Here is a 19,333-nt window from a genome sequence, read left to right on the forward strand (position 1 = left end):
TCCCGCCGCTCTGCCTTCCAATAAAGTCCAGGCTTCTCTATTATTTCGTTTCAGTTACAGCGTTCGGATAGATTCCCGGGATCGGTGCCGTCTTCTGAGGTTCGAGCTCAGGATGCGGGAATGGCTTGCGCGGCATCATCGCCTCCCGCTCGCTCGTGTTGTAAAGGAAGATCGCCTCGATCACAGCCGCCTGCTCCAGATCCTCGGCATGAAGCCGGTCGAAGGTGTCCATATCAGAGTGATGCGTGCGCGTCTCATAGTCCATCGGGTCCTGGATGTACTGAAAGCCCGGCAGGCCCACAGCATCGAACGACAGGTGGTCGGTTCCGCCCGTATCCCGATAGCTGAGGGTGGTAACGCCAAGATCCTTCAGCGGAGCGATCCACTGCGCAAAGATCGGTGCAATGGCATAGTTCTCCTGGGTATAGACGCCGCGGATTTTGCCCGTACCGTTGTCCAGGTTGTAGTAGGCGTCCAGCGTCTCCCACTCCTTCGTCGTCGTCAGCTTTCCACGCCGCCGCATGAAGCTTGGCGTGCCTGTCGGGTCTGGATGCTCCGGTTCGGCAAACGTTCCGAAGTGCTGCTTCACATACCCCTGCGATCCGAACAGACCCTCCTCCTCGCCCGACCACAGCGCAATCCGGACCGTTCGTCGAGGCTTCAGGTCAAGCGCCTTCAGGATGCGCACGGCCTCCATAGCCACGACCGAACCAGCCGCATTGTCGGTTGCGCCCGTTCCAGAGATCCAGCTGTCGAGATGGCCTCCCACCATCACCACCTGGTCCTTCAGCCTGGGATCGGAACCCGGAATCTCCGCCACCGTGTCGAAGCCATGCTCGTGATCGCCCGTGAACTTCGTCTCGATGTTCAGTTCCAGCGTTACCGGTACATTATGTTCCAGCAGACGCGCCAGACGGTTGTAGTGCTCGATCATCATGACGGCGTTCGGAATCGTTACTGCCGTCTCCTTCGTCTGCGCGCCGCGAATCAAATTCGCGCCGTTGTCGTCGAAGATAATGCCGGTGCCGCCGCTATTGCGTCCATCGCGAGTCGGAGTGATGATCGCGGCTACTCCTTCAGCGGTCATCATCTTCAGCGCTTCGGTCCGCAGCTCAGCCTGCTTTCTGCGGTCGGCCATCAACTGCTGAACGTTAGGAGCGCCGGGACGACCGTCGCTTGTCGGATAGGTCTCCATCTCCGCCAGATCCTCCGCGGTATAGCGACGGAAGAGAGGGTCCGTCAGGTCAGGAGTCGTACGAATCCCCCCAAAGAGGACGATCTTGCCCTTCAGCTTGCCCTTGTACTTGTCGAGATCCTTTGCCTCGCTGAGGTTCACGTAAACTGCCTCGCCGGTGAGTGTTCCGTTCGTCGCCGGCGACCACGGCGCCGCCTGCAGCCAGAGAGGCTCCGGGTCGGGCGTGATCATCCGTCCCCACGTATTGATCTGTTGCCATCCCATGCCGAACTCACCCCAGTCCTCCAGGTGCGCGTTCTCCAGGCCAATCTTCGTCAGGGTGTTGCAGGTCCACTCATTTGCCTTCTTCATGTTGGGCGAACCCGTAAGCCGTGGCCCGATACCGTTCGTCAGCGCGTCGGCAAACTCCATGACGTGCGAGTGTTTGAAGCCTTCTTCGCGGATGCGCGCATACATCGTCAGGTCGAGATTCTCTCGAGCCGGCTGCGGGCCGTAATAAGAAGGTGTCTCTGCGATGGGTTCTTTTTTGACGGGCCTTTTGTCGGCTGCAACAGAGGGAATCGCGAGACCAGCAACTGCAGCCGTATAAAAACTCCAACGCGCAACGGTGCGAACGAGTGACATGCCTGAAGGTCCTCCAAAAGTAAATAAGGGGTGATCGGACAACGAAGAATAGCAGAATGGCTATGGAGACGAAGGCACAGGCGAAAAAGTTGATAAAAGCGGCGTCGAAACCAATGTTTCGAAGTGCGGTAAGTAAAAACCCGTAGTCACTTTTGCCGAGTTCCTTTTGTGGTCAGCCTTGGAGGAACGATGCAGACCCTTCCCACCGGTCGAACTCAATCGTCACAAGATAGTTCGACTGGCCGTGAGCTGGATGAACCATTGCGCTTGAGCCAGGCCGTTCACCGAAAGTTCCCGGCATGAGAAAATCTCCATATGAGTGACTTCATCCCGAAAGCAGGCGGAATAAAGATCGGCGGTCTGGGCCCCAAGGCGCAGAAGCTTCAAGCGCTGCGCGAAAAAGCGGCCCAGGCAAAGAATGGCGCAAAGGCGGTCCCGGGGCAGTCGGCGGCATCGGTCAAGGCCAAAGATTCGTTCGCCAATACCAAAAAGACCAACTTCCAGCGCAAGGCCACCTAACCAGGTCCACCCAGGCGGCAGCACAAGCATCTGAAGAATCCAGGAAAGATGCAGCTGCTCAACCTGCGGGTCCGAATCTCGATCCCGCTTACTCCCTGCGCAGCCGTTGTCTCTGAGGCCTAGGCTTGCGGAGAACCTATGCAGACCGTTCCCACGGACCATGCGCGAACGCTTGGCTTCGACACCCTCTAAGCTCATCTATACAAAGCAGAACTAGAGGCTCGGTCCCGCCAGGCCAGTCATAGACAGTCTTCAACTGCAGGATACTGCTAGCTTTTACGAGTGATCCGCTTCACCCACAGCGTGCCCAGGTATCCCCACGCCGCCATCAGTGTGATTACGCCGACGGTCAACCCGCCCCGCGCGTAGCTCAGCGCGAGGTCCACATTCTGGTGGGTCGTCGAGTTGTAAATCAGGATTCCGAAGATCCCCACAAAGGTCGCCGCGAAGAAGGCTGAAAATCCAACGGCGGCTCCCATCAGCAGGCTCGCGAACCATCCCAGGTCGCCCATCGGCACCCCGAAGAGATTTGCTTTTGCTTCCTGCGTCTGTCGTGGTATTCCTTCTTCCTGCGATCCTGGCGTCATACCAGTAGAATACTGCTTTATGGCAGAAGGCGTTCAAAACGGATTACTGCGGGCCGTACAGGTGGCTCGCGAGACAGCGGTGCATCATGCACCTAACGGCATTGCGTTTGCAGCCTTTGGCGATAACAGCCTCGACGGGCCCGATCTCGAACGCATGGTGCAGGCCGTTCCTTCGGCCATCGCCTCGGCTCTGGCCCGCAAGGCCTACTACTTCGTTCCGCTCGCCCTCAGCGAAGGCCGCGCTGGCGATGCCACCCTTGTGGCTCCGGCCTACACCACCGAGCTCGGCGACCAGGCCATCTGCCACCGCAACGTCACTCTCGACGACGCCGACGGAGTCTTCATCTCCACCCGCCTTCTCGGCGACCGCTTTGCCCTGTCCTTCGAGTTCTTCATCAACGTCGGCCATGCTTTCGTCGATGTTGCCGGAGTTCCCGAAAGCTTTCAGCAGCTCGCCTGGACCCAGGCCCTCGCCGATGTCCGGGGCGAGACCTCGCAGGACGCCTGGGAGAGCCGCAATCTCTCGCTCGCCGGAAGGTCCGAAGGCAAGTCCACCATCGATGAGCGTGCCAAGACCAGCTTTCTCGAGAGCGCCTTCTCCGACGCCATCGCCATCTATCTGCTCTCGCTCTCCATCGACTTCGACTACACCGAGCTGCGCGAGCGCGAGTACCCGCTTCTGGCCCCGCAAGCCCTTGCAGAGCGCCTGCGCCACGTCGCCAAACTCTTTCCGCCCAACTCCGGCTACGAGTTCGCCATCCGCTACCGCCGCCGCGCCTAAGCCGAGCCCTTCGCTTCGGCCAGATGCCTCTCCCACCCTTCCTGCTCCGCCCTTTCCGCGGACGAACGTGTGCCTGCCAACGTCGAATAAGCTCCCCCCTTTTGTCCCAGTTGTATCTTCGCCCTCCCCTTTCGCATCCAACAAAGCCGGAGCCGAACGCCATGCCAGTGATCCGAACCTGCCCCAACTGCGGGCAGAAGAATCGCATCCCCGCGACCCGTCTTGCCGACACAGGCCGGTGCGGGGCCTGCAAAAATGAGCTCGCCCCCGTCGGCGAACCGATACCCGTAGATACGCAGCTCTTCGACGAGATCGTGCAGAATGCCCCTGTTCCAATCCTGGTCGACTTCTGGGCCGAATGGTGCGGACCCTGCCGCATGGCCGCCCATGAGGTCGCACGAACCGCAGCCGACACCAAGGGTCGCGCCCTGGTCCTCAAGGTCGACACCGAGCAGAATCCCCAACTCTCGGCCCGCTACAACGTGCGTGGCATTCCCAACTTCGCCGTCTTCTCCGGAGGCCAAACTCGTCTCGCAGCAGGCCGGCCTCGTAGGCCACCAGCAGATGGAAAGCTGGCTCGACTCCGCACGCACCACCTAAGCGCAGAAGCGGCCTCTTTGCACCGTCAATGTTTTGACAGCTCTAGCAAACTTCACTTCCGTACCCGGTGGGCGTCTATTAGCTGACCGTAAGCCGCACGCAAACGTGTGAACCTCTGCACCGGCCGGCCGGTTAACTAAGCCAACTCTTGACAGGCATCGAATCCGGAGATATTACTTCCATAGTTAGACTATGTCAGTGTTCGCGGGAGGAATTTGCTTTATGGCCGCCCTCATCAACCGGAGATCCGCCCCGTCGGAAGATCGTGACGAAATCCCTCCAGGCACACTCTATCTCCTTGTCCTCAAGACCCTCGCCGTTCGTGGCCGGCTTCACGGCTATGAGATCGCGGAATCCATCCAGCAGCAGTCCGACGAAATCCTCCAGGTAGAGGAAGGCTCGCTCTATCCCGCTCTCCAGCGCATGCTCATCAAGGGCTGGGTCGCAGCAGAGTGGGGAGTAACCTCCGGCAACCGTCGTGCCCGCTACTACACCCTCACTCCCGACGGACACAGCCAGCTCCACATCGAGGTCTCCCAGTTCCAGCGGGTCATGGGAGCCATCGCGCGCGTCATCCAGACGGCCTGACACCACCTCCCGAGGAGACCAGCTATGAATCTGCCTGGCGAACTCAAACGACGGCTCGAAATGCTCCTCCACCGCGATCGGTTTCAGCGCGATCTCGACGAAGAACTTCAGCTTCATCTCGAACTGCGCGAACAGCGGCACAGAGAGTCTGGCCTCTCGGCCGCCTCTGCGCGTCGCGCCGCCCGGCGCGGATTCGGCAATCCAACCGTACTCAGGGAGAACAGTCATATGGCATGGGGATGGAACTGGCTCGAGACCTTTCTGCAGGATGTGTCGTACGGCGTTCGGTCGATGCTGCGCAGCCCCGCTCTTACGATCGTCGCGCTCCTCTCCCTTGGCCTCGGCATCGGAGCCAACACCGCCATCTTCAGCTTCATGGATGCCATCATGCTGCGCTCTCTTCCCGTCAAAGATCCCACTCAGCTTGTGGTCCTCGGCGACGGCGATGAGGCCGGAGTCACCGACCGCTACGGTTCCACCACCCTCTACTCCTATCCCTTCTTCCGCCAGTTCCAGCAGAAGAACGATGTCTTCTCCGATGTCGCCAGCGTCTTCAGCATGAATGCCAACCCGCACGGCATCATCGACCATCGCGACCAGATGGAGCCAATCATGGTCGACATCGTCTCTGGAACCTTCTTTCCCACCCTTGGCGTCGAACCCGCCCTGGGCCGCATGCTCACCGACGCCGATGACAACTCCGAAGGCGACCACCCCGTTGCGGTCATCAGCTATGCGTGGTGGCAGCGCGCTCTCGCCGGTGATCCCAATGTGCTCAACCATACCGTGAAGCTCGGAGACACTACTTTCAACATCGTCGGCGTCGCGCCGCCCGACTTCTTCGGAATCATGGTCGGTCACGCACCCGATCTCTGGGTCCCTATGTCGATGATGAAGGCTATTCCTCCACACTCGAACGGCTACAAAGACAACTTCTTCCAGTCAAACCTCATCCTCGGTCGGCTCAAGCCGGGCGTTAGCCGCACGCAGGCCGAAGCCAACGTCAACGTTCTTTACCAGCAGATCATCCGCGCCTTCCCTGACGCCAAGCTTAACGCCTACAACCTTCAGCATCTCGAAAAGACGCACGTCCCGGTCACTTCAATGGCCACCGGCCTCTCCTATCTGCGCCATGGTTTCTCCGATCCGCTCAAGATCCTCATGGGAGTCACCGTGCTCGTGCTGCTCATCGCCTGCGCCAACATCGCCAATCTCCTCTTGGCCCGCTCCACGGCGCGCGCTCGTGAGTTCGCCGTGCGCCAGGCCCTCGGCGCACGGCGCCTGCGTCTCATCCGGCAATTGCTCACCGAAAGTTTCATCCTCGCCATCGCTGGCGGCGCGCTCGGCATCGCCTTCGCCGCTGTCGCCGACCGCCTTCTTTTGCGCATGATCTCCGGAGGCTTCGACGCTGATCCTATCCCGCTCGACGTCTCGCTCAACCTGCGCCTGCTCCTCTTCACCCTCTTCGCTACCATCGGCACTGTCGTCCTCTTCGGCATCGTGCCGGCATTTCGCGCCTCGCGCATCGAAGTCACCGAAGCCCTCAAGGATGGCCGCGGCTCCTCCCACGCAGCCACACGAACTCCGTTGGGCAAGGCGCTCGTCATCGGTCAGGTCGCCCTCTCGGTCGTGCTCACCGTCGCCGCCGTGCTCTTCCTACGCAGCCTCGTCAACCTCACCCACATCGATACCGGCTTTGCGAGTACCGGCGTCCTTCGCCTCGACATCGACTCCGATGTCCTCGGCCTTAAGGCGCGGGATCCGCGCATGATCGCTATGTTCCGCGAGATCGAACAGCGTATCGCCTCGCTTCCCGGAGTCAAAGGGGCCAGCTTTGCCTCCTTCTTCTTCCACCAGGGAAGCTGGAACGGTTCTATTAACGTACCTGGCGCCGGTTACAACGAGCGCATCGACGTCCAGCACAACGTCATCGGCAACGACTTCTTCCGCACCATGCAGATCCCGCTTCTCGCGGGCCGCACCTTCACCCCAGCGGATACCGCCACCTCGCACAAGGTCGTCATCATCAGCGAGAGCGTCGCACGCGACCTCTTCCCCGCAGGGGGCAATCCCATTGGCCGCCACTACTTCATGGGACACGACCCTCTCCCCGACACCGACGTCGAGGTCATCGGCCTCGTCAAGGACGTAAAGTTTGGCCGCCTCGATGAACAGCAGAGGTACATCGACTACGTCCCCAACCCGCAACATCCCTCGGGCTACGGCAGTCTGGCCGTGCGCTACGAAGGCGACTTCAATGCCATCTCCTCCGGCGTGCAGCACGCCATTCATTCCGTCAACCGAATCCTGCCCATCAGCCACATCACCACGCTTGATGCGCAGGTCCAACGCACGATCGCCAATCAGCGCCTCGTCGCACAGCTCTCCGCCTTCTTCGGTCTGCTCGCGGTCTTTCTCTCCTGCATCGGAATCTACGGCCTCATGTCCTATCTTGTAAGCCGCCGCACCGGCGAGATCGGCATCCGCATGGCTCTTGGCGCCGCGCGCTCCAACGTCCGCTGGCTCGTCATGCGCGATGTAGTTCTTCTCATCGCCATCGGTATCGCTGTAGGAGTTCCAGCCACGCTCATCGGAAGCCGCCTCGTCTCCACAATGCTCTACGGTCTAAGAGCTACCGATCCGCTCAGCCTCATTGCGGCAACCGCCACTCTGTTGCTGGTTGCTCTGATCGCAGGCTATCTGCCCGCGAGACGAGCCTCGCGCATCGATCCGACCGTCGCGCTCCGCTACGAATAACACCAGTTGGAGACAATCTTTTACATCGGCCAATGTATCTTGTCTTCCTGGGAGACAACATCGTCGATGAAACGCGTTCAGCGCAGCAAGTGGCAACTAGCCTCCGCTCTTTCTCTGCTTACGGCTACCTCTATCAGTGCGCCTGCATTCGCGCAAACTTCACCACAGCCCGACCGCACCACCCTTCCGGTTCCTCCTTCCCCCTTCACTGGCTCCATCACGCCCGACTACAGGACCTCGACGGCACAGCCTGCATCGCCGCTCACCGCTCCCCAGGGCGCGCCCAACATCCTGCTCATCCTGCTTGACGATGCGGGCTACTCTCAGACCGCAACCTTCGGCGGCCTCATCCCCACGCCTACGCTCGACGCCCTCGCACGCAACGGCCTGCGCTACACGCGCTTCCACGTGACTGCGCTCTGCTCGCCCACGCGCGCCGCACTTCTTACCGGCCGCAACAATCACGCCGTCGGCATGGGAACCATCGTCAACTGGGCCAACAACTACCCCGGCTACACCGGTTCTATTCCTAAGAGTGCAGCCTTCGTCTCCCAGATCCTCCGCGAAAACGGCTACACCACCGCAAGCATCGGCAAATGGCACCTTATCCCCGACGCTGAGACGACCTTCGCCGGTCCCTATGACCACTGGCCCACTCATCAGGGCTTCGATTACTTCTACGGCTTCATCGGAGCCGAGACCGATCAATGGCACCCCGAGCTCACCGAAGGCACCCAGCCCCTCGAGATGAAGCCGCCTCCCGGCCGGGAGAGCGACTACACCCTCAACGAAGACCTCTCCAATCACGCCAGCGCCTGGATCCTGCAGCAAACCGCGCTTGCGCCCGATCGCCCGCTCTTCATGTACTACGCTCCCGGCGCGACCCACGCTCCGCTTCAAGCCCCGAAGCAGTGGATCGATCGCTTCAAGGGCAAGTTCGATTTGGGCTGGGATAAATACCGCGAAGAGGTCTTCGCCCGCCAGAAGAAACTCGGCGTTGTTCCGCAAGATACCGTCCTCACTCCGCGCCCCGCCGAACTTCCCGCCTGGGACTCACTCACTCCCGACGAGAAAAAAGTCGCTGCTCGCCTGATGGAGGTCTTCGCCGGAATGATGGCCCAGGCCGACTACGAGATCGGCCACGTCATCGAAACCCTGCGACAGACCGGCCGTCTCGACAACACTCTCATCCTCTATATCCCCGGCGACAACGGCGCCAGCATGGAAGGCAATCTCAAGGGCACCGACAACATCATGGAGCAGGTCAACGGCCTACCCTCCCCCGCCTCAGAGATCCTCAAGCACCTCGACACCATCGGGCTCTCCGGCACCAACCCGCACTATCCCGCTGCCTGGGCCTGGGCAGGCAACACTCCCTTCCAGTGGGGCAAGCGCATCGGTTCGCACCTGGGAGGCACGCGCGATCCCCTCGTCGTCTCCTGGCCCGGCCACATCTCCGATCCCGGCGGCACGCGCTCCCAGTACGAGCACGTCATCGATGTCACCCCCACCATCCTCGAAGCAGCAGGCATCCCAATTCCCAACTCCGTCGATGGCACAGCGCAGCAGCGCATGGATGGGGTAAGCTTCGCCTCCACCTTCCGCGACGCCGCCGCGCCCGGACGCACTACGCAATACTTCGAGATGCACGGCAACCGCTCCATTTATCACGATGGCTGGCTCGCCGCCCAGCGAACCGGCCTTCTGCCATGGGCCTACGCGCTCAACGGCGACTACAAGCCCATGCCCTGGGAGCTATACCATCTCTCCGACGACTACTCCGAAGCTCACGACCTCGCTGCATCCAACCCCGCAAAGCTGCATGAGCTCGAGACCCTCTTCGACCAGGAGGCCGAACGGAACCACGTCTTCCCCATCGATCCACGCATCTCCGGACGCCAGCACCCCAACCCACCGCCACCCGGAGGCCGTGAGTTCTACACCTTCTATCCCGGCGCAACCCATCTCTACGACGCCCTCGCGCCCGGTACACGCAATCGCTCCCACACCTTCACCGCGTACATCACCATGCCGGCGGCAGGCGCCGATGGAGTCCTCGTAGCGGAAGGAGGCGAAGCCTCCGGCTACTCGCTCTACATCCAGAATGGCCACCCCGCCTACGCCTACAACTACTTCCGTCGCGAGCGCACCTCCATCATCGCGAAAGATCCTCTTCCACCCGGCGACTCCATCATCGAGCTGCGCTTCGTCTACGACGGCGGCGGCCAGGGCAAAGGCGCAAACGTCACCCTCATGGTCAACGGCAAAGAGGCTGGCCACGCACGCATCGAACATACCGTCCCACGCGCCTACTCCTATGAAGAGACCTTCGACGTAGGCGAAGACGCCGCCACGCCGGTCGGCCCCTATACGTCGCCATTTCCATTTCAAGGCAAGCTTCAGAGGCTCGAGCTTCGCAGCGACCCCCTGCCAGCCCTCACCGCAACCGAACAGAAGAAGGAATCCGAGACCGTACGGCAGATCACAGCCGCGCGCGACTAGTTCGCAGGAAAACGACCGACGGCAAAGCGCAAGTTATCCTTATGTCATGAGCCGTTCGCTGCTTCTCTGCGTTCTCCTCTTTTTTACTGTTACCGCTGCCCGGGCCACCGAAGTTGGCATCTCTGCGCAGGCGCTCGAGCGTACCCTCAAGACCCAGCTCTTCAACGATCCCGACGGTCGCCACTACCTTCGTGGCGACCGCAAATCGTCCTGTTTCGTCTATGCCGACTCTCCCCGAGTCACCTTCTCGCAGGATCGCGTCATCGTTCACATCCACACCCGCGCCAAACTGGGCACCGGCCTATATGGAGCTTGTGTCGGAGTCTCCCTCACCCGCGACGTCGATGTCTCCGTGCTCCCCGACGCACAGGGCGAGACCATCGGCTTCCGCGACGCCCGCATCGATCACCTCAGCGACTCGCGCGAGCTCAACTTCCTCCTCGTCCCATTTCTCAGCCACCAGCTTCCTCAGCAGATGAAGGTCAACGCGGCTGACCTGATGCGTCAGCTACTCAGCCGTTCGGCTGAAACCACCGGCTATGCCTTCAGCCTTACCGTTCTCAAGATCCACTCCATGCTGGTTCAGGGCAGCCTTCTCGTTCTTGATGTCGATGCCGGAATGAAAGTCAATTGAAGCGACGGTCTTCTCCTGTTCAGAACGGATACGGTATCCAACGCAGCGCGGTTCCAATCAAACGCCTGGCAGGACCACTCTTTCACCATCGCCATGCAGACTCAGCCTGGCCTCTTCCGCTGCAGAGATACTCTTTTGACCATAGGGGCAGAGCTTCAGCAAAGGGCATCGTCCGCACTTCGGCTCCGAGAACGTGCAGATCGTCTGGCCAAGCTGCTTGATCAACTGGTGATGCTCGTCCAGCATCTCTGCGGTCCACGTCTCCGGAACCATCCGCATCAATCGCTCTTCCGTAGTTGCTGCATCGGCCCGTCGAGTGAGTCCCAGCCGTTGCGTCACCCGCAGGTGATGCGAGTCCACGCACATCGCCCGCCTCCTGAGCGTCGAGAAGTTCACCACCGCCGCGCTCGTCTTCGGTCCCACCCCCGGAAACTGCTCCAGCCACGCTCGAATCTTGTCCGTGCGATACCGCGCCAGAAAATCGAGTGTCAGGCTGCCGTAGCGCTGTGTAATCCCTTCCAGCGACGCCTTCAACTGCACTGCCTTCTGCTCCGGGAACGTAACGTCCCGAATCCCATCCTCGATCTCCGCGAGCGACGCGTCGCGCAGGTTCTCCCACGTCCCGAATCTCTCCCGCAGATGACGGACCACCTGGTAGGTCGTCTCGGTCTTCGTGCGCGAAGAGAGCAGGGAATAAATAAACTGCGACAGGGGATCCCATGGCTCGCGCGGCTTCTGTTCGTCGAAATGGCCGAGCAGCAGCCTATGAATGTGCGCCAGGCTGTCGTCAGGCTTCGCGTGTTCCTTGAAGAGAAAATCGTTCATGATCGCGTCCGCATGTCGACCGCTGTTGTCTGCATGCGCATCTCTCTATTCTGACGCAAAATGCCTATGGAAAGCCTGCCCCCACATTGTGGGTCCGGCAGAGCGAACCTGCGGCACTGCCGTCAGAGCAGCTACTGGGCTCCCGACTGCGCAAGAACAATCAGATTGAGATCGGGATCTTTGAGCCGTACGATACTCACCGACTTCGAAGATTCCACCTCTCCGGGATTCAGCCCCCAATCGACAAGGCGTTTGTGTTCCTCCCGTAACTCTTCGACGATCAGCGTCAGGGTATTCGCCCCCGCGTGGGCGGAATCTTCAAACAGCTGAAAGCCCGCATCCTCGCCATGATGCCACTCAGCAAGTCCCTTCATTGGAAGCGCGTCCGGTTTGCGGGCAAAGAGCTTCTCGTACCAACCGATGCTCGTAGTCAGATCGGAACAATCGACGTGCGCGTAGATCTTCTTCAGTGACATGCAACCGCCCCCTTCGCGCAGGTTGTTTATGAAACAAACCAAACCCGGTCATTCTGTCGGATGCCATCGATTACGCAAAGGTTTGGGCAGGAAGCGCTCGTGGATCCCCGTGGATTCTCGTGGATCAACGAACAATCGCTGGTTCACGCCAATTCGGGGGCTCCATCGCGTGTCACACCCACCTGTTGTCCTTCCGGTGTCCGCAGTCCCCACGCCATGCGCGGAGTATTGTGCGCCAGGCCAAACCGGCCGTCACGCGAAAGCAGAATGATGCCCCCATGTCCACCCAGCCGCGTGTACAGATAGTCGATCGCCGCCCCGGCAGCCTCCTGCGGAGGCGCTCCAGCCGCCACGCGATCGACCGCCCACTTGCCCAGCACCAGCTTCATAATCGGCTCACCCCACCCTGTCAGCGAGACCGCGGCCGATTCATCGTCCGCATAGCAACCGCAGCCGATCAGCGAAGAATCCCCCACACGCCCCGGAGCCTTCGACAGCGTCCCGCCCGTGCTCGTTCCCGCCGCGATATGGCCATGTTGATCCAGCGCCACCGCCCCAACGGTATCGTGTGAGTCCAGCGGCCCGGAAAACGTCGTATCCGTCGCTCCTTCAAGCTCAGCCTTCTGAAAGGCCATCAGCCGCTCGCGTTCACGAGGAACGATCAGCTCCGTATTGTCGATCAGCTCCATGCCATGCTGCCGCGCGAACCGCTCCGCGCCGGTGCCGACGAAGTAGACATGAGGGCTATGGTCCAGCACCAGCCGCGCCGCATGAATCGGATTCCTCAGTCTCTCGACACAAGCCACGCCGCCAGTGCGCAGATTCTCGCCGTTCATCAGCAGAGCGTCCAGTTGCACGCGTCCGTCGCGCGTCAGAAACGATCCCCGCCCCGCGTCGAAGGTGTCGTCGTCTTCCATCGCCGCAACCGCGGCTTCGACCGCGTCCACCGCACTGGCTCCCCGCTCAAGCAAAGCGTAGCCCGCGGTCAGCGCATTTGCGATTCCAGCTTCATGGGCCGCAATCGCATCGTCCGGCATCGCCCATGCGCCGCCGTGAATCAGGAGAATTGGAGAGATACTCATTCAGCTAAATTGTATGCAACTCGGACGACACCTGCTCACCTGCGCTATGTCCGATGCGGCATTCCGTGATTGAAGACCCGTACTTCGAAACCTTGCTCAGCGACGTGATCTCGCCATACTTGCGATAGCTGATCAGCTTGTCGACCGCGCAGGGCCTCGCGCCGGTGGTGGGATTGCAGTTCTTCATATTGATCAGGAGTCCAGGGGCTCCCGGTACTCCAACAAAATGTTTCATCGTGTCTGGAAACTGGTCGATGTTGTGAGCAGGCTCTTACGACATTGTGAATAGAGGGTTTAATCGACTGAAATCAAACTCCTTATACGCACGCATCTCGGCAATTTCTTAAAGTTGGCTTAAGGTAAATATGCCGTCTGCTCCGTCCGGAACGAACCTGCTTCAGGCCGGGCGGCATCGTAGTCATGGAGGAGTTGTCGTCGCCATGCCTTCCAGCGTGATCGCTTCGATGCAATACGACGCTCAGAAGCGCACCCTAACCATCCTCTATCGTGGCAAGCGCGGAGCCTACCGATACTACAACGTCACTCCCGAAGAATACGACGCATTCCGCACGGCGCCCTCCAAGGGAGCCTATCTGAACGAAACCTTCAAGGCGCGCCAGCATCCTTATGAGCGCCTCAACTCATCTCACTTCATTCATCTCGTGAAATAAGATTGAGCCCTCAGGGAGACAGCATGGCAAAGACAATCGCGGAAGTCGTCGTGGAAAGCCTCAAGAATGCAGGCGTCAAACGCGTCTATGGCCTTCCTGGAGATTCCCTCAACGGCTTCACCGACGCTGTCCGCAAAGATGGCACCCTCGAGTGGGCGCACGTCCGCAACGAAGAGGTCGCTGCCTTCGCCGCCGGAGCAGAAGCCCACCTTACCGGCTCGCTCGCCGTCTGCGCCGCCAGCTGCGGTCCCGGCAACCTGCACCTCATCAACGGCCTCTTCGACTGCCACCGCAGCCGTGTTCCCGTCCTCGCCATCGCCGCACATATCCCCAGCCACGAGATCGGCACAGGCTACTTTCAGGAGACCCATCCGCAGAATCTCTTCAAAGAATGCAGCGACTACTGCGAGATGGTCGGCGTCCCCGAACAGATGCCACGCCTGCTCGAGATAGCCATGCGCACCGCCATTACCCGCTCCGGAGTCGCCGTCCTCGTCATCCCCGGCGAGATCTTCCTCCACGATGCCGTCAACAGCAACCCTGTACTCCCCATCCAGATCCCCGACCCGGTCTTTCGTCCCAACGACGGCGAGCTCCGCAAGGCCGCAGACATTCTCAATGCAGGAAAGAAGGTCACCATCCTCGCCGGCGCCGGCTGCAAGCAAGCGCACGATGAACTCATCGCCACCGCCGCGGCCCTCAAGGCTCCCATCGTCCACGCTCTGCGCGGCAAGGAGTACATCGAGTACGACAACCCTTACGACGTCGGACTCACCGGACTCATCGGCTTCAGCTCCGGCTATCACGCCATGGAGAGCTGCGACACCCTGCTCATGCTCGGCACCGACTTTCCCTACCAGCAGTTCTTTCCCTCGAAGGCAAAGGTCATCCAGATCGACACACGCGGCGAACAGCTCGGCCGCCGCACTCCCCTACAGTTGGGATTAGTCGGTTCGATCAAACACACCTTGCCCGCACTCCTTCCGCTGCTGACTCCTAAGACCGATCAGGCCCGCCTCGACACTCACATCCACGACTACAAAAAAGTCCGCGAGGGCCTCGAGGAACTGGCCCAGCCCGACAACAACAAGACACCGATCCATCCGCAGTACGTCGCCCGCCTGATCGACAAGCTCGCCACGGAAGACGCTATCTTCACCTGCGATGTCGGCACTCCCACCGTCTGGGCCGCACGCTATCTCACGATGAACGGCCGGCGCCGCCTGCTCGGTTCCTTCGTACACGGCTCGATGGCTTGCGCAGTACCGCAGGCTATCGGAGCGCAGGCCTCTCACCGCTCGCGCCAGGTGGTCGCCCTCGCAGGCGATGGCGGACTCGCCATGATGCTCGGCGACCTGCTCACCCTGCGCCAGCTCAAGCTCCCCATCAAGATCGTCGTCTTCAACAACAGCTCGCTTGCCTTCGTCGAGCTGGAGATGAAGGCCGCCGGAATCGTCAACTACGGCACCGAGCTGGACAATCCCAACTTCGCCGACCTCGCCAAGGCCACCGGCCTGCATGGCGTCCGTGTCGAATACCCCAACGATCTTGAGTCCGCGCTGCGTACCGCTTTTGAGACTCCCGGCCCTGCGCTCATCGAAGTCATGGTCAACCGGCAGGAGCTCTCCATGCCGCCTTCGGTGACCTTTGAGCAGGCCAAAGGCTTCTCACTCTGGGCAGCGAAGTCCGTTCTCAGCGGTCGAGGCGACGAAGTCCTCGACCTGGCGAAGACCAACGTGCTGCAGAGAATCCTGTCGTAGCACCCGGCCACCGGATGCATGGGCTCATCGAACCATCTGTCCATGGCGGATGCGGTCATCAACCGTGTGCCTGTGGCGGTCATCAAGCCATTGCCAATAATGTTCGTCATTCTGAGCGAAGCGAAGAATCTCAGTATTTGTTTCACTCGCCATCAGCGCGCCCGGACAGACAAAACTCCACCGGGTGCCCATCTTCGGCGCAGCTTCATCGCGCCTAAGGTGGGCCATCGCGCCTCGGCGCGATCCGCCCTAGGCCCATTGCAGTGTTAAGCCGCCGGCTGCAGCTTCCGCCGTTCCGTCTCAAGATACGTATAACGAATCCGGTGAATCACCGTGATCGTCGACATCACGGCCAGCACCCACAAGGCCGCCGCCATCACGCCCCACCGGTTGCAAAGCGCCCCCAGGATCACGCAGACGATCCGCTCCGGCCGCTCCATGAATCCGACCTTGCAGCTTCCGATCAGGGCCTCGGCCCGCGCTCTCGTGTAGCTCACCATCAGGCAGGCCGTCATCACGAACGCAACCAGGCCAACATAGAACAGCCGGTTCCCGCGCGCGTAGTACACCAGCAGCCCGAAGAAGATTGCCACGTCGGAGTAGCGGTCGATCACCGAATCAAAAAAAGCTCCGAAGACCGAGACCTGATTGGTCGCCCGGGCCACGCGCCCATCCACCATGTCGAAGATGCCCGCGCCAATGATGATCAGCCCGGCATACAGGAACATGCGGTTGGCGTTCGGTCCGCGTGCGAAGCCAAAGAACAGCGCCGCGATGATGTTGATGATCAGCCCGATAAAGGTCAGGGTGTTCGGAGAGATGCGGGAGAGCGCAAGTCCGTTAACGATCTTCTGCAGCAACCAACCGCTGCCCTTACCGAATGCACTTGTCCAGGTCAACTTGCCCTCTTGCCGTTTCCCGTCGCGCGGCTCCTCCGCGCTCTGTGCTATCTACTCCGCCGCGTCGTGAATCGTTACCAGCTTCAGAATCTCGAGATCGCGCTTCCCGTTTGGCGTTACGACTGTCGTAGTATCGCCTACCTTCTTGCCCAGAATCGCGCGTCCGATGGGAGAGGTCGTCGAGATTAATCCCTGCGAAACATCCGACTCCTCGCTCGTCACCAGCTTGTAGACGATCTCCTCGTTCTTCGATTCGTCGAACACCGTCACCGTCGCGCCGAAGCCGACCTTATCGTGCGGAATGTTGGTCAGGTTCACCATCGCCAGCTCGCCCATCCGCTTCTTCAGCTGACCCAGGCGTGCGTTCACGAACACCTGGCGCTGCTTCGCCATGTGGTACTCGGCGTTTTCGCTCAGATCGCCCAGGGCGACGGCTTTCTTAATCTCGGCTGGAAGCTCTGTCGTCAGCTCGTACTCAAGCTGTTTGATCTCCTCTTCGAGCCGCTTCTTGATCTTTTCTGGCATTGGGCCTTCCTGGTTTCGCTTAAATTGCCCGCGACATCGGAAGCCACGGAATCCCCCGTGCCCGAAACTCGCGCATGGAGGTGAAAATAGGATTATACGACTTCAGGGCAAATCACTACCGACCGGCGGGTCTCGCTGTGCTTGGTGTGCCTGGTAAATATCGCAGAATCAATCGTACTGGCAGTCGGCTCACGCTAAAGATGCTCTCTTACCCACTAAAATAGAGGAGAAGAACCACGGCGGAGGCGACTCTTTTGAAGTTTATCGGGACAGTTTTGCTCCTTGTCATCCTCGTAGCCTTCGTCGCGGGCGGGCTGGCCGCTTACTTTGTCTACACCCCCTTTGGTCCTTCCACCGAAACCTTCGTCGAGATCGCTCCCCACACGGGAACCAAGGCCATCGCCTCCCAGCTCCAGCAAAGTGGAGTCATCCGGAATCGCTACGCCTTCGACATCCTCCGTCTTGTCCGCGGCGGAACCCTCAAGGCTGGCGAATATCGCTTCGACCACTCCGTTCCCATGACCGAGGTCTACCACCGCATTGCGAGCGGCGACATCTACACCCATGCCCTCACCATCCCCGAGGGCTATAACATCTTCGACATCGCCCAGGCTGTCGAAGCAGCCGGCCTCGGCGATCGCAACGCCTTTCTCGCCGAAGAACGCCAACACACCGAGCTGATCGCCGAGTGGACCGCCGGAGCCGCCAATCCTCCCACCTCACTCGAGGGCTACCTCTTTCCCGACACCTACCACTTCGCCCGCCACACCCCGGCCGTGCACATCCTCGCCGCCATGGTGCGGCGCTTCCGCGACGCCGCCCAACAGCTCGGCCTCCAGGGGGATGTCTCACGCACCGTTATCCTCGCCTCTCTTGTCGAAAAGGAGGTGTCCCAGGGTGCCGAGCGTCCTCTCGTCGCAGGAGTCTTCTTCAACCGCCTGGCGAAGTCCATCCCGCTCGCGACCGATCCCACCGTCATCTACGCCGCTCTGCTCGATAACCGCTGGCGAGGAACCATCCACGCCTCCGACCTGCAGTCTCCGTCACCCTACAACACCTATCGGCACGCGGGCCTTCCTCCCGGTCCTATCTGCAATCCGGGTATGGCTGCCTTTCGCGCTGTTCTCTCTCCCGCAAAGACCGACTACCTCTACTTTGTCTCGGATGCGGCAGGTCACAGCCGCTTCTCCGCCACCCTCAAAGAACACAATCAGAACGTTCAGGCGTACCGTAAGAGTCAGCGCTGAGGTGGACGGGCGGCCCACCAAACGCGCGGGGAACCGAAAGAGCCACTATCCGGGTGGGCGATTTTCCGGAATCGCAACATCTCTGCGCACATCTAACTCTCCTGTAACGCAACTTCTACCAGACCCTCGACGGATATACTTAAGCTTCGTGCGCATGAAGATAAGACAAACCTTGGCGCTGGGGATGATCGGCGTGCTCCCCGCGCTGACGGGATGCCTCTCCCACACCCGCTACGTCCCCAAGACTCGCATCGCCGATGTCATCATCAGCACCTCGCTGGACGTCATGGCCAAGCAGCTTGCGACCCGCTACGACGCCATCCAGGCCTTCAATGCGGGAATCGAAATCTCCGCCACCACCGGCGGAGGCCTCCAGGGCAAAGAGACACAGTCGCTCAGCTTTGCCGGCTACATCCTCATGCGCAAGCCTGAGCTCCTCCGCGTCCTTCTGCTCGTTCCCGTTGTGCGCACCCAGGCCCTCGACATGGTCTCCGACGGCAAGAACTTCAAGCTCCTCATCCCACCGCGCAAGCGAGCCATCGTAGGAAGCAACACCGTCACCACGCAGTCGAAAAATGGCCTCGAAAACCTTCGTCCCGACGTCTTCTTCGACTCCATGTTCATCCAGGGCCCCGACCAGGACCAGATCATCTCCATGACCACCGACATTCGTGTCATCGAGAGCGGAAAAAAGAAGAAAGACCTCATCGAGGAGCCGGCTTACTCCCTCCAGATCCTCGCGCGGCCCGAGGGCCAGACCGTCCGCACTCTGCGCGTCGTTCACATCAATTCCACCGATCTGTTGCCCTACCAGCAGGACATCTACGACACCAATGGACAGGTCATCACCAAGGCTCATTACAGCAACTACCAGTACTACGGCAACACACCCTTCCCCTCGAACATCATCATCGAGCGCCCCCGCGACCACTACTCGCTCACGGTCAACATCACCAAGCTCACCCTCAATGGCAAGCTCGATGACGACCAGTTCGAGCTCAAGATCCCCGAAACCATTCCTGTCGAAACTTTGAAGTAGGCTCGCCGGGCCAGTCTCCCCG

Annotated in this window: 20 protein-coding genes; 11 read left to right on the top strand and 9 right to left on the bottom strand. The window is 60.4% G+C overall.

The window, feature by feature from the left end:
* Positions 1 to 40 precede the first annotated feature (40 nt).
* Positions 41 to 1,819, bottom strand: a complete 1,779-nt coding sequence (locus tag BDD14_RS15785; protein WP_130419645.1) for a M20/M25/M40 family metallo-hydrolase — start codon at positions 1,817 to 1,819, stop codon at positions 41 to 43.
* Between the two features lie 315 nt (positions 1,820 to 2,134).
* On the opposite strand from BDD14_RS15785, the gene BDD14_RS15790 reads away from it, so the two are divergent.
* Positions 2,135 to 2,338 carry a hypothetical protein gene (locus tag BDD14_RS15790; RefSeq protein WP_130419646.1) on the top strand — a complete coding sequence of 68 codons (204 nt, stop codon included), beginning with the start codon at positions 2,135 to 2,137 and terminating at the stop codon, positions 2,336 to 2,338.
* A gap of 269 nt (positions 2,339 to 2,607) precedes the next feature.
* Here BDD14_RS15790 and BDD14_RS15795 read toward each other — a convergent pair whose 3' ends face one another.
* Positions 2,608 to 2,925, bottom strand: coding sequence for a hypothetical protein (locus tag BDD14_RS15795; protein WP_130419647.1), 318 nt, complete (start codon positions 2,923 to 2,925; stop codon positions 2,608 to 2,610).
* 19 nt (positions 2,926 to 2,944) lie between these two features.
* On the opposite strand from BDD14_RS15795, the gene BDD14_RS15800 reads away from it, so the two are divergent.
* The 6 genes from BDD14_RS15800 to BDD14_RS15825 all read left to right on the top strand — a co-directional run bounded on the left by BDD14_RS15800 (position 2,945) and on the right by BDD14_RS15825 (position 10,787).
* A complete protein-coding gene (locus BDD14_RS15800) occupies positions 2,945 to 3,706 on the top strand; it encodes a hypothetical protein (protein WP_130419648.1) in 762 nt (253 codons plus the stop codon).
* A gap of 161 nt (positions 3,707 to 3,867) precedes the next feature.
* The gene (locus BDD14_RS15805) at positions 3,868 to 4,392 is read left to right on the top strand and encodes a thioredoxin domain-containing protein (protein WP_242617975.1); all 525 of its coding nucleotides are present in this window, start codon (positions 3,868 to 3,870) and stop codon (positions 4,390 to 4,392) included.
* Positions 4,393 to 4,528: 136 nt separating this feature from the next.
* A complete protein-coding gene (locus BDD14_RS15810; RefSeq protein WP_130419649.1) occupies positions 4,529 to 4,894 on the top strand; it encodes a PadR family transcriptional regulator in 366 nt (121 codons plus the stop codon).
* 24 nt (positions 4,895 to 4,918) lie between these two features.
* Positions 4,919 to 7,651: an ABC transporter permease gene (locus BDD14_RS15815; RefSeq protein ID WP_130419650.1), complete on the top strand. Its 2,733-nt coding sequence runs from the start codon at positions 4,919 to 4,921 to the stop codon at positions 7,649 to 7,651.
* A 66-nt stretch (positions 7,652 to 7,717) separates the two neighbouring features.
* A complete protein-coding gene (locus BDD14_RS15820; protein ID WP_130419651.1) occupies positions 7,718 to 10,153 on the top strand; it encodes an arylsulfatase in 2,436 nt (811 codons plus the stop codon).
* Between the two features lie 46 nt (positions 10,154 to 10,199).
* Complete coding sequence (locus BDD14_RS15825; protein ID WP_130419652.1) at positions 10,200 to 10,787, top strand: hypothetical protein; 588 nt, start codon at positions 10,200 to 10,202, stop codon at positions 10,785 to 10,787.
* A 57-nt stretch (positions 10,788 to 10,844) separates the two neighbouring features.
* Here the strand turns inward: BDD14_RS15825 and BDD14_RS15830 are convergent, their stop codons facing one another.
* The 4 genes from BDD14_RS15830 to BDD14_RS15845 form a co-directional block, all read right to left on the bottom strand.
* Positions 10,845 to 11,612, bottom strand: coding sequence for an endonuclease III domain-containing protein (locus BDD14_RS15830; RefSeq protein WP_130419653.1), 768 nt, complete (start codon positions 11,610 to 11,612; stop codon positions 10,845 to 10,847).
* A gap of 131 nt (positions 11,613 to 11,743) precedes the next feature.
* Complete coding sequence (locus tag BDD14_RS15835) at positions 11,744 to 12,088, bottom strand: VOC family protein (RefSeq protein WP_130419654.1); 345 nt, start codon at positions 12,086 to 12,088, stop codon at positions 11,744 to 11,746.
* A gap of 143 nt (positions 12,089 to 12,231) precedes the next feature.
* Complete coding sequence (locus tag BDD14_RS15840; protein WP_130419655.1) at positions 12,232 to 13,170, bottom strand: isoaspartyl peptidase/L-asparaginase; 939 nt, start codon at positions 13,168 to 13,170, stop codon at positions 12,232 to 12,234.
* Between the two features lie 4 nt (positions 13,171 to 13,174).
* Positions 13,175 to 13,405 (bottom strand): hypothetical protein, encoded by a 231-nt coding sequence (locus BDD14_RS15845; RefSeq protein WP_130419656.1) that lies wholly within the window; start codon positions 13,403 to 13,405, stop codon positions 13,175 to 13,177.
* Positions 13,406 to 13,535: 130 nt separating this feature from the next.
* Between BDD14_RS15845 and BDD14_RS15850 the strand changes: the two genes are divergently transcribed.
* Complete coding sequence (locus BDD14_RS15850) at positions 13,536 to 13,841, top strand: KTSC domain-containing protein (RefSeq protein ID WP_242617976.1); 306 nt, start codon at positions 13,536 to 13,538, stop codon at positions 13,839 to 13,841.
* A 23-nt stretch (positions 13,842 to 13,864) separates the two neighbouring features.
* Complete coding sequence (gene poxB, locus BDD14_RS15855; RefSeq protein WP_130419657.1) at positions 13,865 to 15,601, top strand: ubiquinone-dependent pyruvate dehydrogenase; 1,737 nt, start codon at positions 13,865 to 13,867, stop codon at positions 15,599 to 15,601.
* A gap of 24 nt (positions 15,602 to 15,625) precedes the next feature.
* On the opposite strand, the gene BDD14_RS31880 is transcribed toward poxB, so the two are convergent.
* Genes BDD14_RS31880 through BDD14_RS15865 form a run of 3 tightly spaced genes read right to left on the bottom strand, consistent with a single transcriptional unit; the run spans position 15,626 to position 17,025 of the window.
* Positions 15,626 to 15,829, bottom strand: a complete 204-nt coding sequence (locus tag BDD14_RS31880; protein WP_165420105.1) for a hypothetical protein — start codon at positions 15,827 to 15,829, stop codon at positions 15,626 to 15,628.
* Positions 15,830 to 15,867: 38 nt separating this feature from the next.
* Complete coding sequence (locus tag BDD14_RS15860; protein ID WP_130419658.1) at positions 15,868 to 16,500, bottom strand: CDP-alcohol phosphatidyltransferase family protein; 633 nt, start codon at positions 16,498 to 16,500, stop codon at positions 15,868 to 15,870.
* A gap of 51 nt (positions 16,501 to 16,551) precedes the next feature.
* On the bottom strand, positions 16,552 to 17,025 hold the full coding sequence (locus tag BDD14_RS15865; protein ID WP_130419659.1) for a GreA/GreB family elongation factor: 474 nt from the start codon (positions 17,023 to 17,025) through the stop codon (positions 16,552 to 16,554).
* A 254-nt stretch (positions 17,026 to 17,279) separates the two neighbouring features.
* On the opposite strand from BDD14_RS15865, the gene mltG reads away from it, so the two are divergent.
* Together mltG and BDD14_RS15875 are read left to right on the top strand one after the other, a co-directional pair.
* Positions 17,280 to 18,272 carry an endolytic transglycosylase MltG gene (gene mltG / locus BDD14_RS15870; RefSeq protein ID WP_130419660.1) on the top strand — a complete coding sequence of 331 codons (993 nt, stop codon included), beginning with the start codon at positions 17,280 to 17,282 and terminating at the stop codon, positions 18,270 to 18,272.
* A gap of 154 nt (positions 18,273 to 18,426) precedes the next feature.
* Positions 18,427 to 19,311 (top strand): DUF4292 domain-containing protein, encoded by an 885-nt coding sequence (locus BDD14_RS15875; RefSeq protein WP_242617977.1) that lies wholly within the window; start codon positions 18,427 to 18,429, stop codon positions 19,309 to 19,311.
* The last annotated feature ends 22 nt before the right edge of the window (positions 19,312 to 19,333 follow it).

The organism is Edaphobacter modestus, from assembly GCF_004217555.1.
Classification (GTDB): Bacteria; Acidobacteriota; Terriglobia; order Terriglobales; family Acidobacteriaceae; genus Edaphobacter; species Edaphobacter modestus.

Excerpts from the sequence above, each read along its gene's own strand:
- BDD14_RS15785 (WP_130419645.1), bottom strand. The coding sequence starts at position 1,819 with ATGTCACTCGTTCGCACCGTTGCGCGTTGGAGTTTTTATACGGCTGCA.
- BDD14_RS15790 (WP_130419646.1), top strand. The coding sequence starts at position 2,135 with ATGAGTGACTTCATCCCGAAAGCAGGCGGAATAAAGATCGGCGGTCTG.
- BDD14_RS15795 (WP_130419647.1), bottom strand. The coding sequence starts at position 2,925 with ATGACGCCAGGATCGCAGGAAGAAGGAATACCACGACAGACGCAGGAA.
- BDD14_RS15800 (WP_130419648.1), top strand. The coding sequence starts at position 2,945 with ATGGCAGAAGGCGTTCAAAACGGATTACTGCGGGCCGTACAGGTGGCT.
- BDD14_RS15805 (WP_242617975.1), top strand. The coding sequence starts at position 3,868 with ATGCCAGTGATCCGAACCTGCCCCAACTGCGGGCAGAAGAATCGCATC.
- BDD14_RS15810 (WP_130419649.1), top strand. The coding sequence starts at position 4,529 with ATGGCCGCCCTCATCAACCGGAGATCCGCCCCGTCGGAAGATCGTGAC.
- BDD14_RS15815 (WP_130419650.1), top strand. The coding sequence starts at position 4,919 with ATGAATCTGCCTGGCGAACTCAAACGACGGCTCGAAATGCTCCTCCAC.
- BDD14_RS15820 (WP_130419651.1), top strand. The coding sequence starts at position 7,718 with ATGAAACGCGTTCAGCGCAGCAAGTGGCAACTAGCCTCCGCTCTTTCT.
- BDD14_RS15825 (WP_130419652.1), top strand. The coding sequence starts at position 10,200 with ATGAGCCGTTCGCTGCTTCTCTGCGTTCTCCTCTTTTTTACTGTTACC.
- BDD14_RS15830 (WP_130419653.1), bottom strand. The coding sequence starts at position 11,612 with ATGAACGATTTTCTCTTCAAGGAACACGCGAAGCCTGACGACAGCCTG.
- BDD14_RS15835 (WP_130419654.1), bottom strand. The coding sequence starts at position 12,088 with ATGTCACTGAAGAAGATCTACGCGCACGTCGATTGTTCCGATCTGACT.
- BDD14_RS15840 (WP_130419655.1), bottom strand. The coding sequence starts at position 13,170 with ATGAGTATCTCTCCAATTCTCCTGATTCACGGCGGCGCATGGGCGATG.
- BDD14_RS15845 (WP_130419656.1), bottom strand. The coding sequence starts at position 13,405 with ATGAAACATTTTGTTGGAGTACCGGGAGCCCCTGGACTCCTGATCAAT.
- BDD14_RS15850 (WP_242617976.1), top strand. The coding sequence starts at position 13,536 with ATGCCGTCTGCTCCGTCCGGAACGAACCTGCTTCAGGCCGGGCGGCAT.
- poxB (WP_130419657.1), top strand. The coding sequence starts at position 13,865 with ATGGCAAAGACAATCGCGGAAGTCGTCGTGGAAAGCCTCAAGAATGCA.
- BDD14_RS31880 (WP_165420105.1), bottom strand. The coding sequence starts at position 15,829 with ATGGCCCACCTTAGGCGCGATGAAGCTGCGCCGAAGATGGGCACCCGG.
- BDD14_RS15865 (WP_130419659.1), bottom strand. The coding sequence starts at position 17,025 with ATGCCAGAAAAGATCAAGAAGCGGCTCGAAGAGGAGATCAAACAGCTT.
- BDD14_RS15875 (WP_242617977.1), top strand. The coding sequence starts at position 18,427 with ATGAAGATAAGACAAACCTTGGCGCTGGGGATGATCGGCGTGCTCCCC.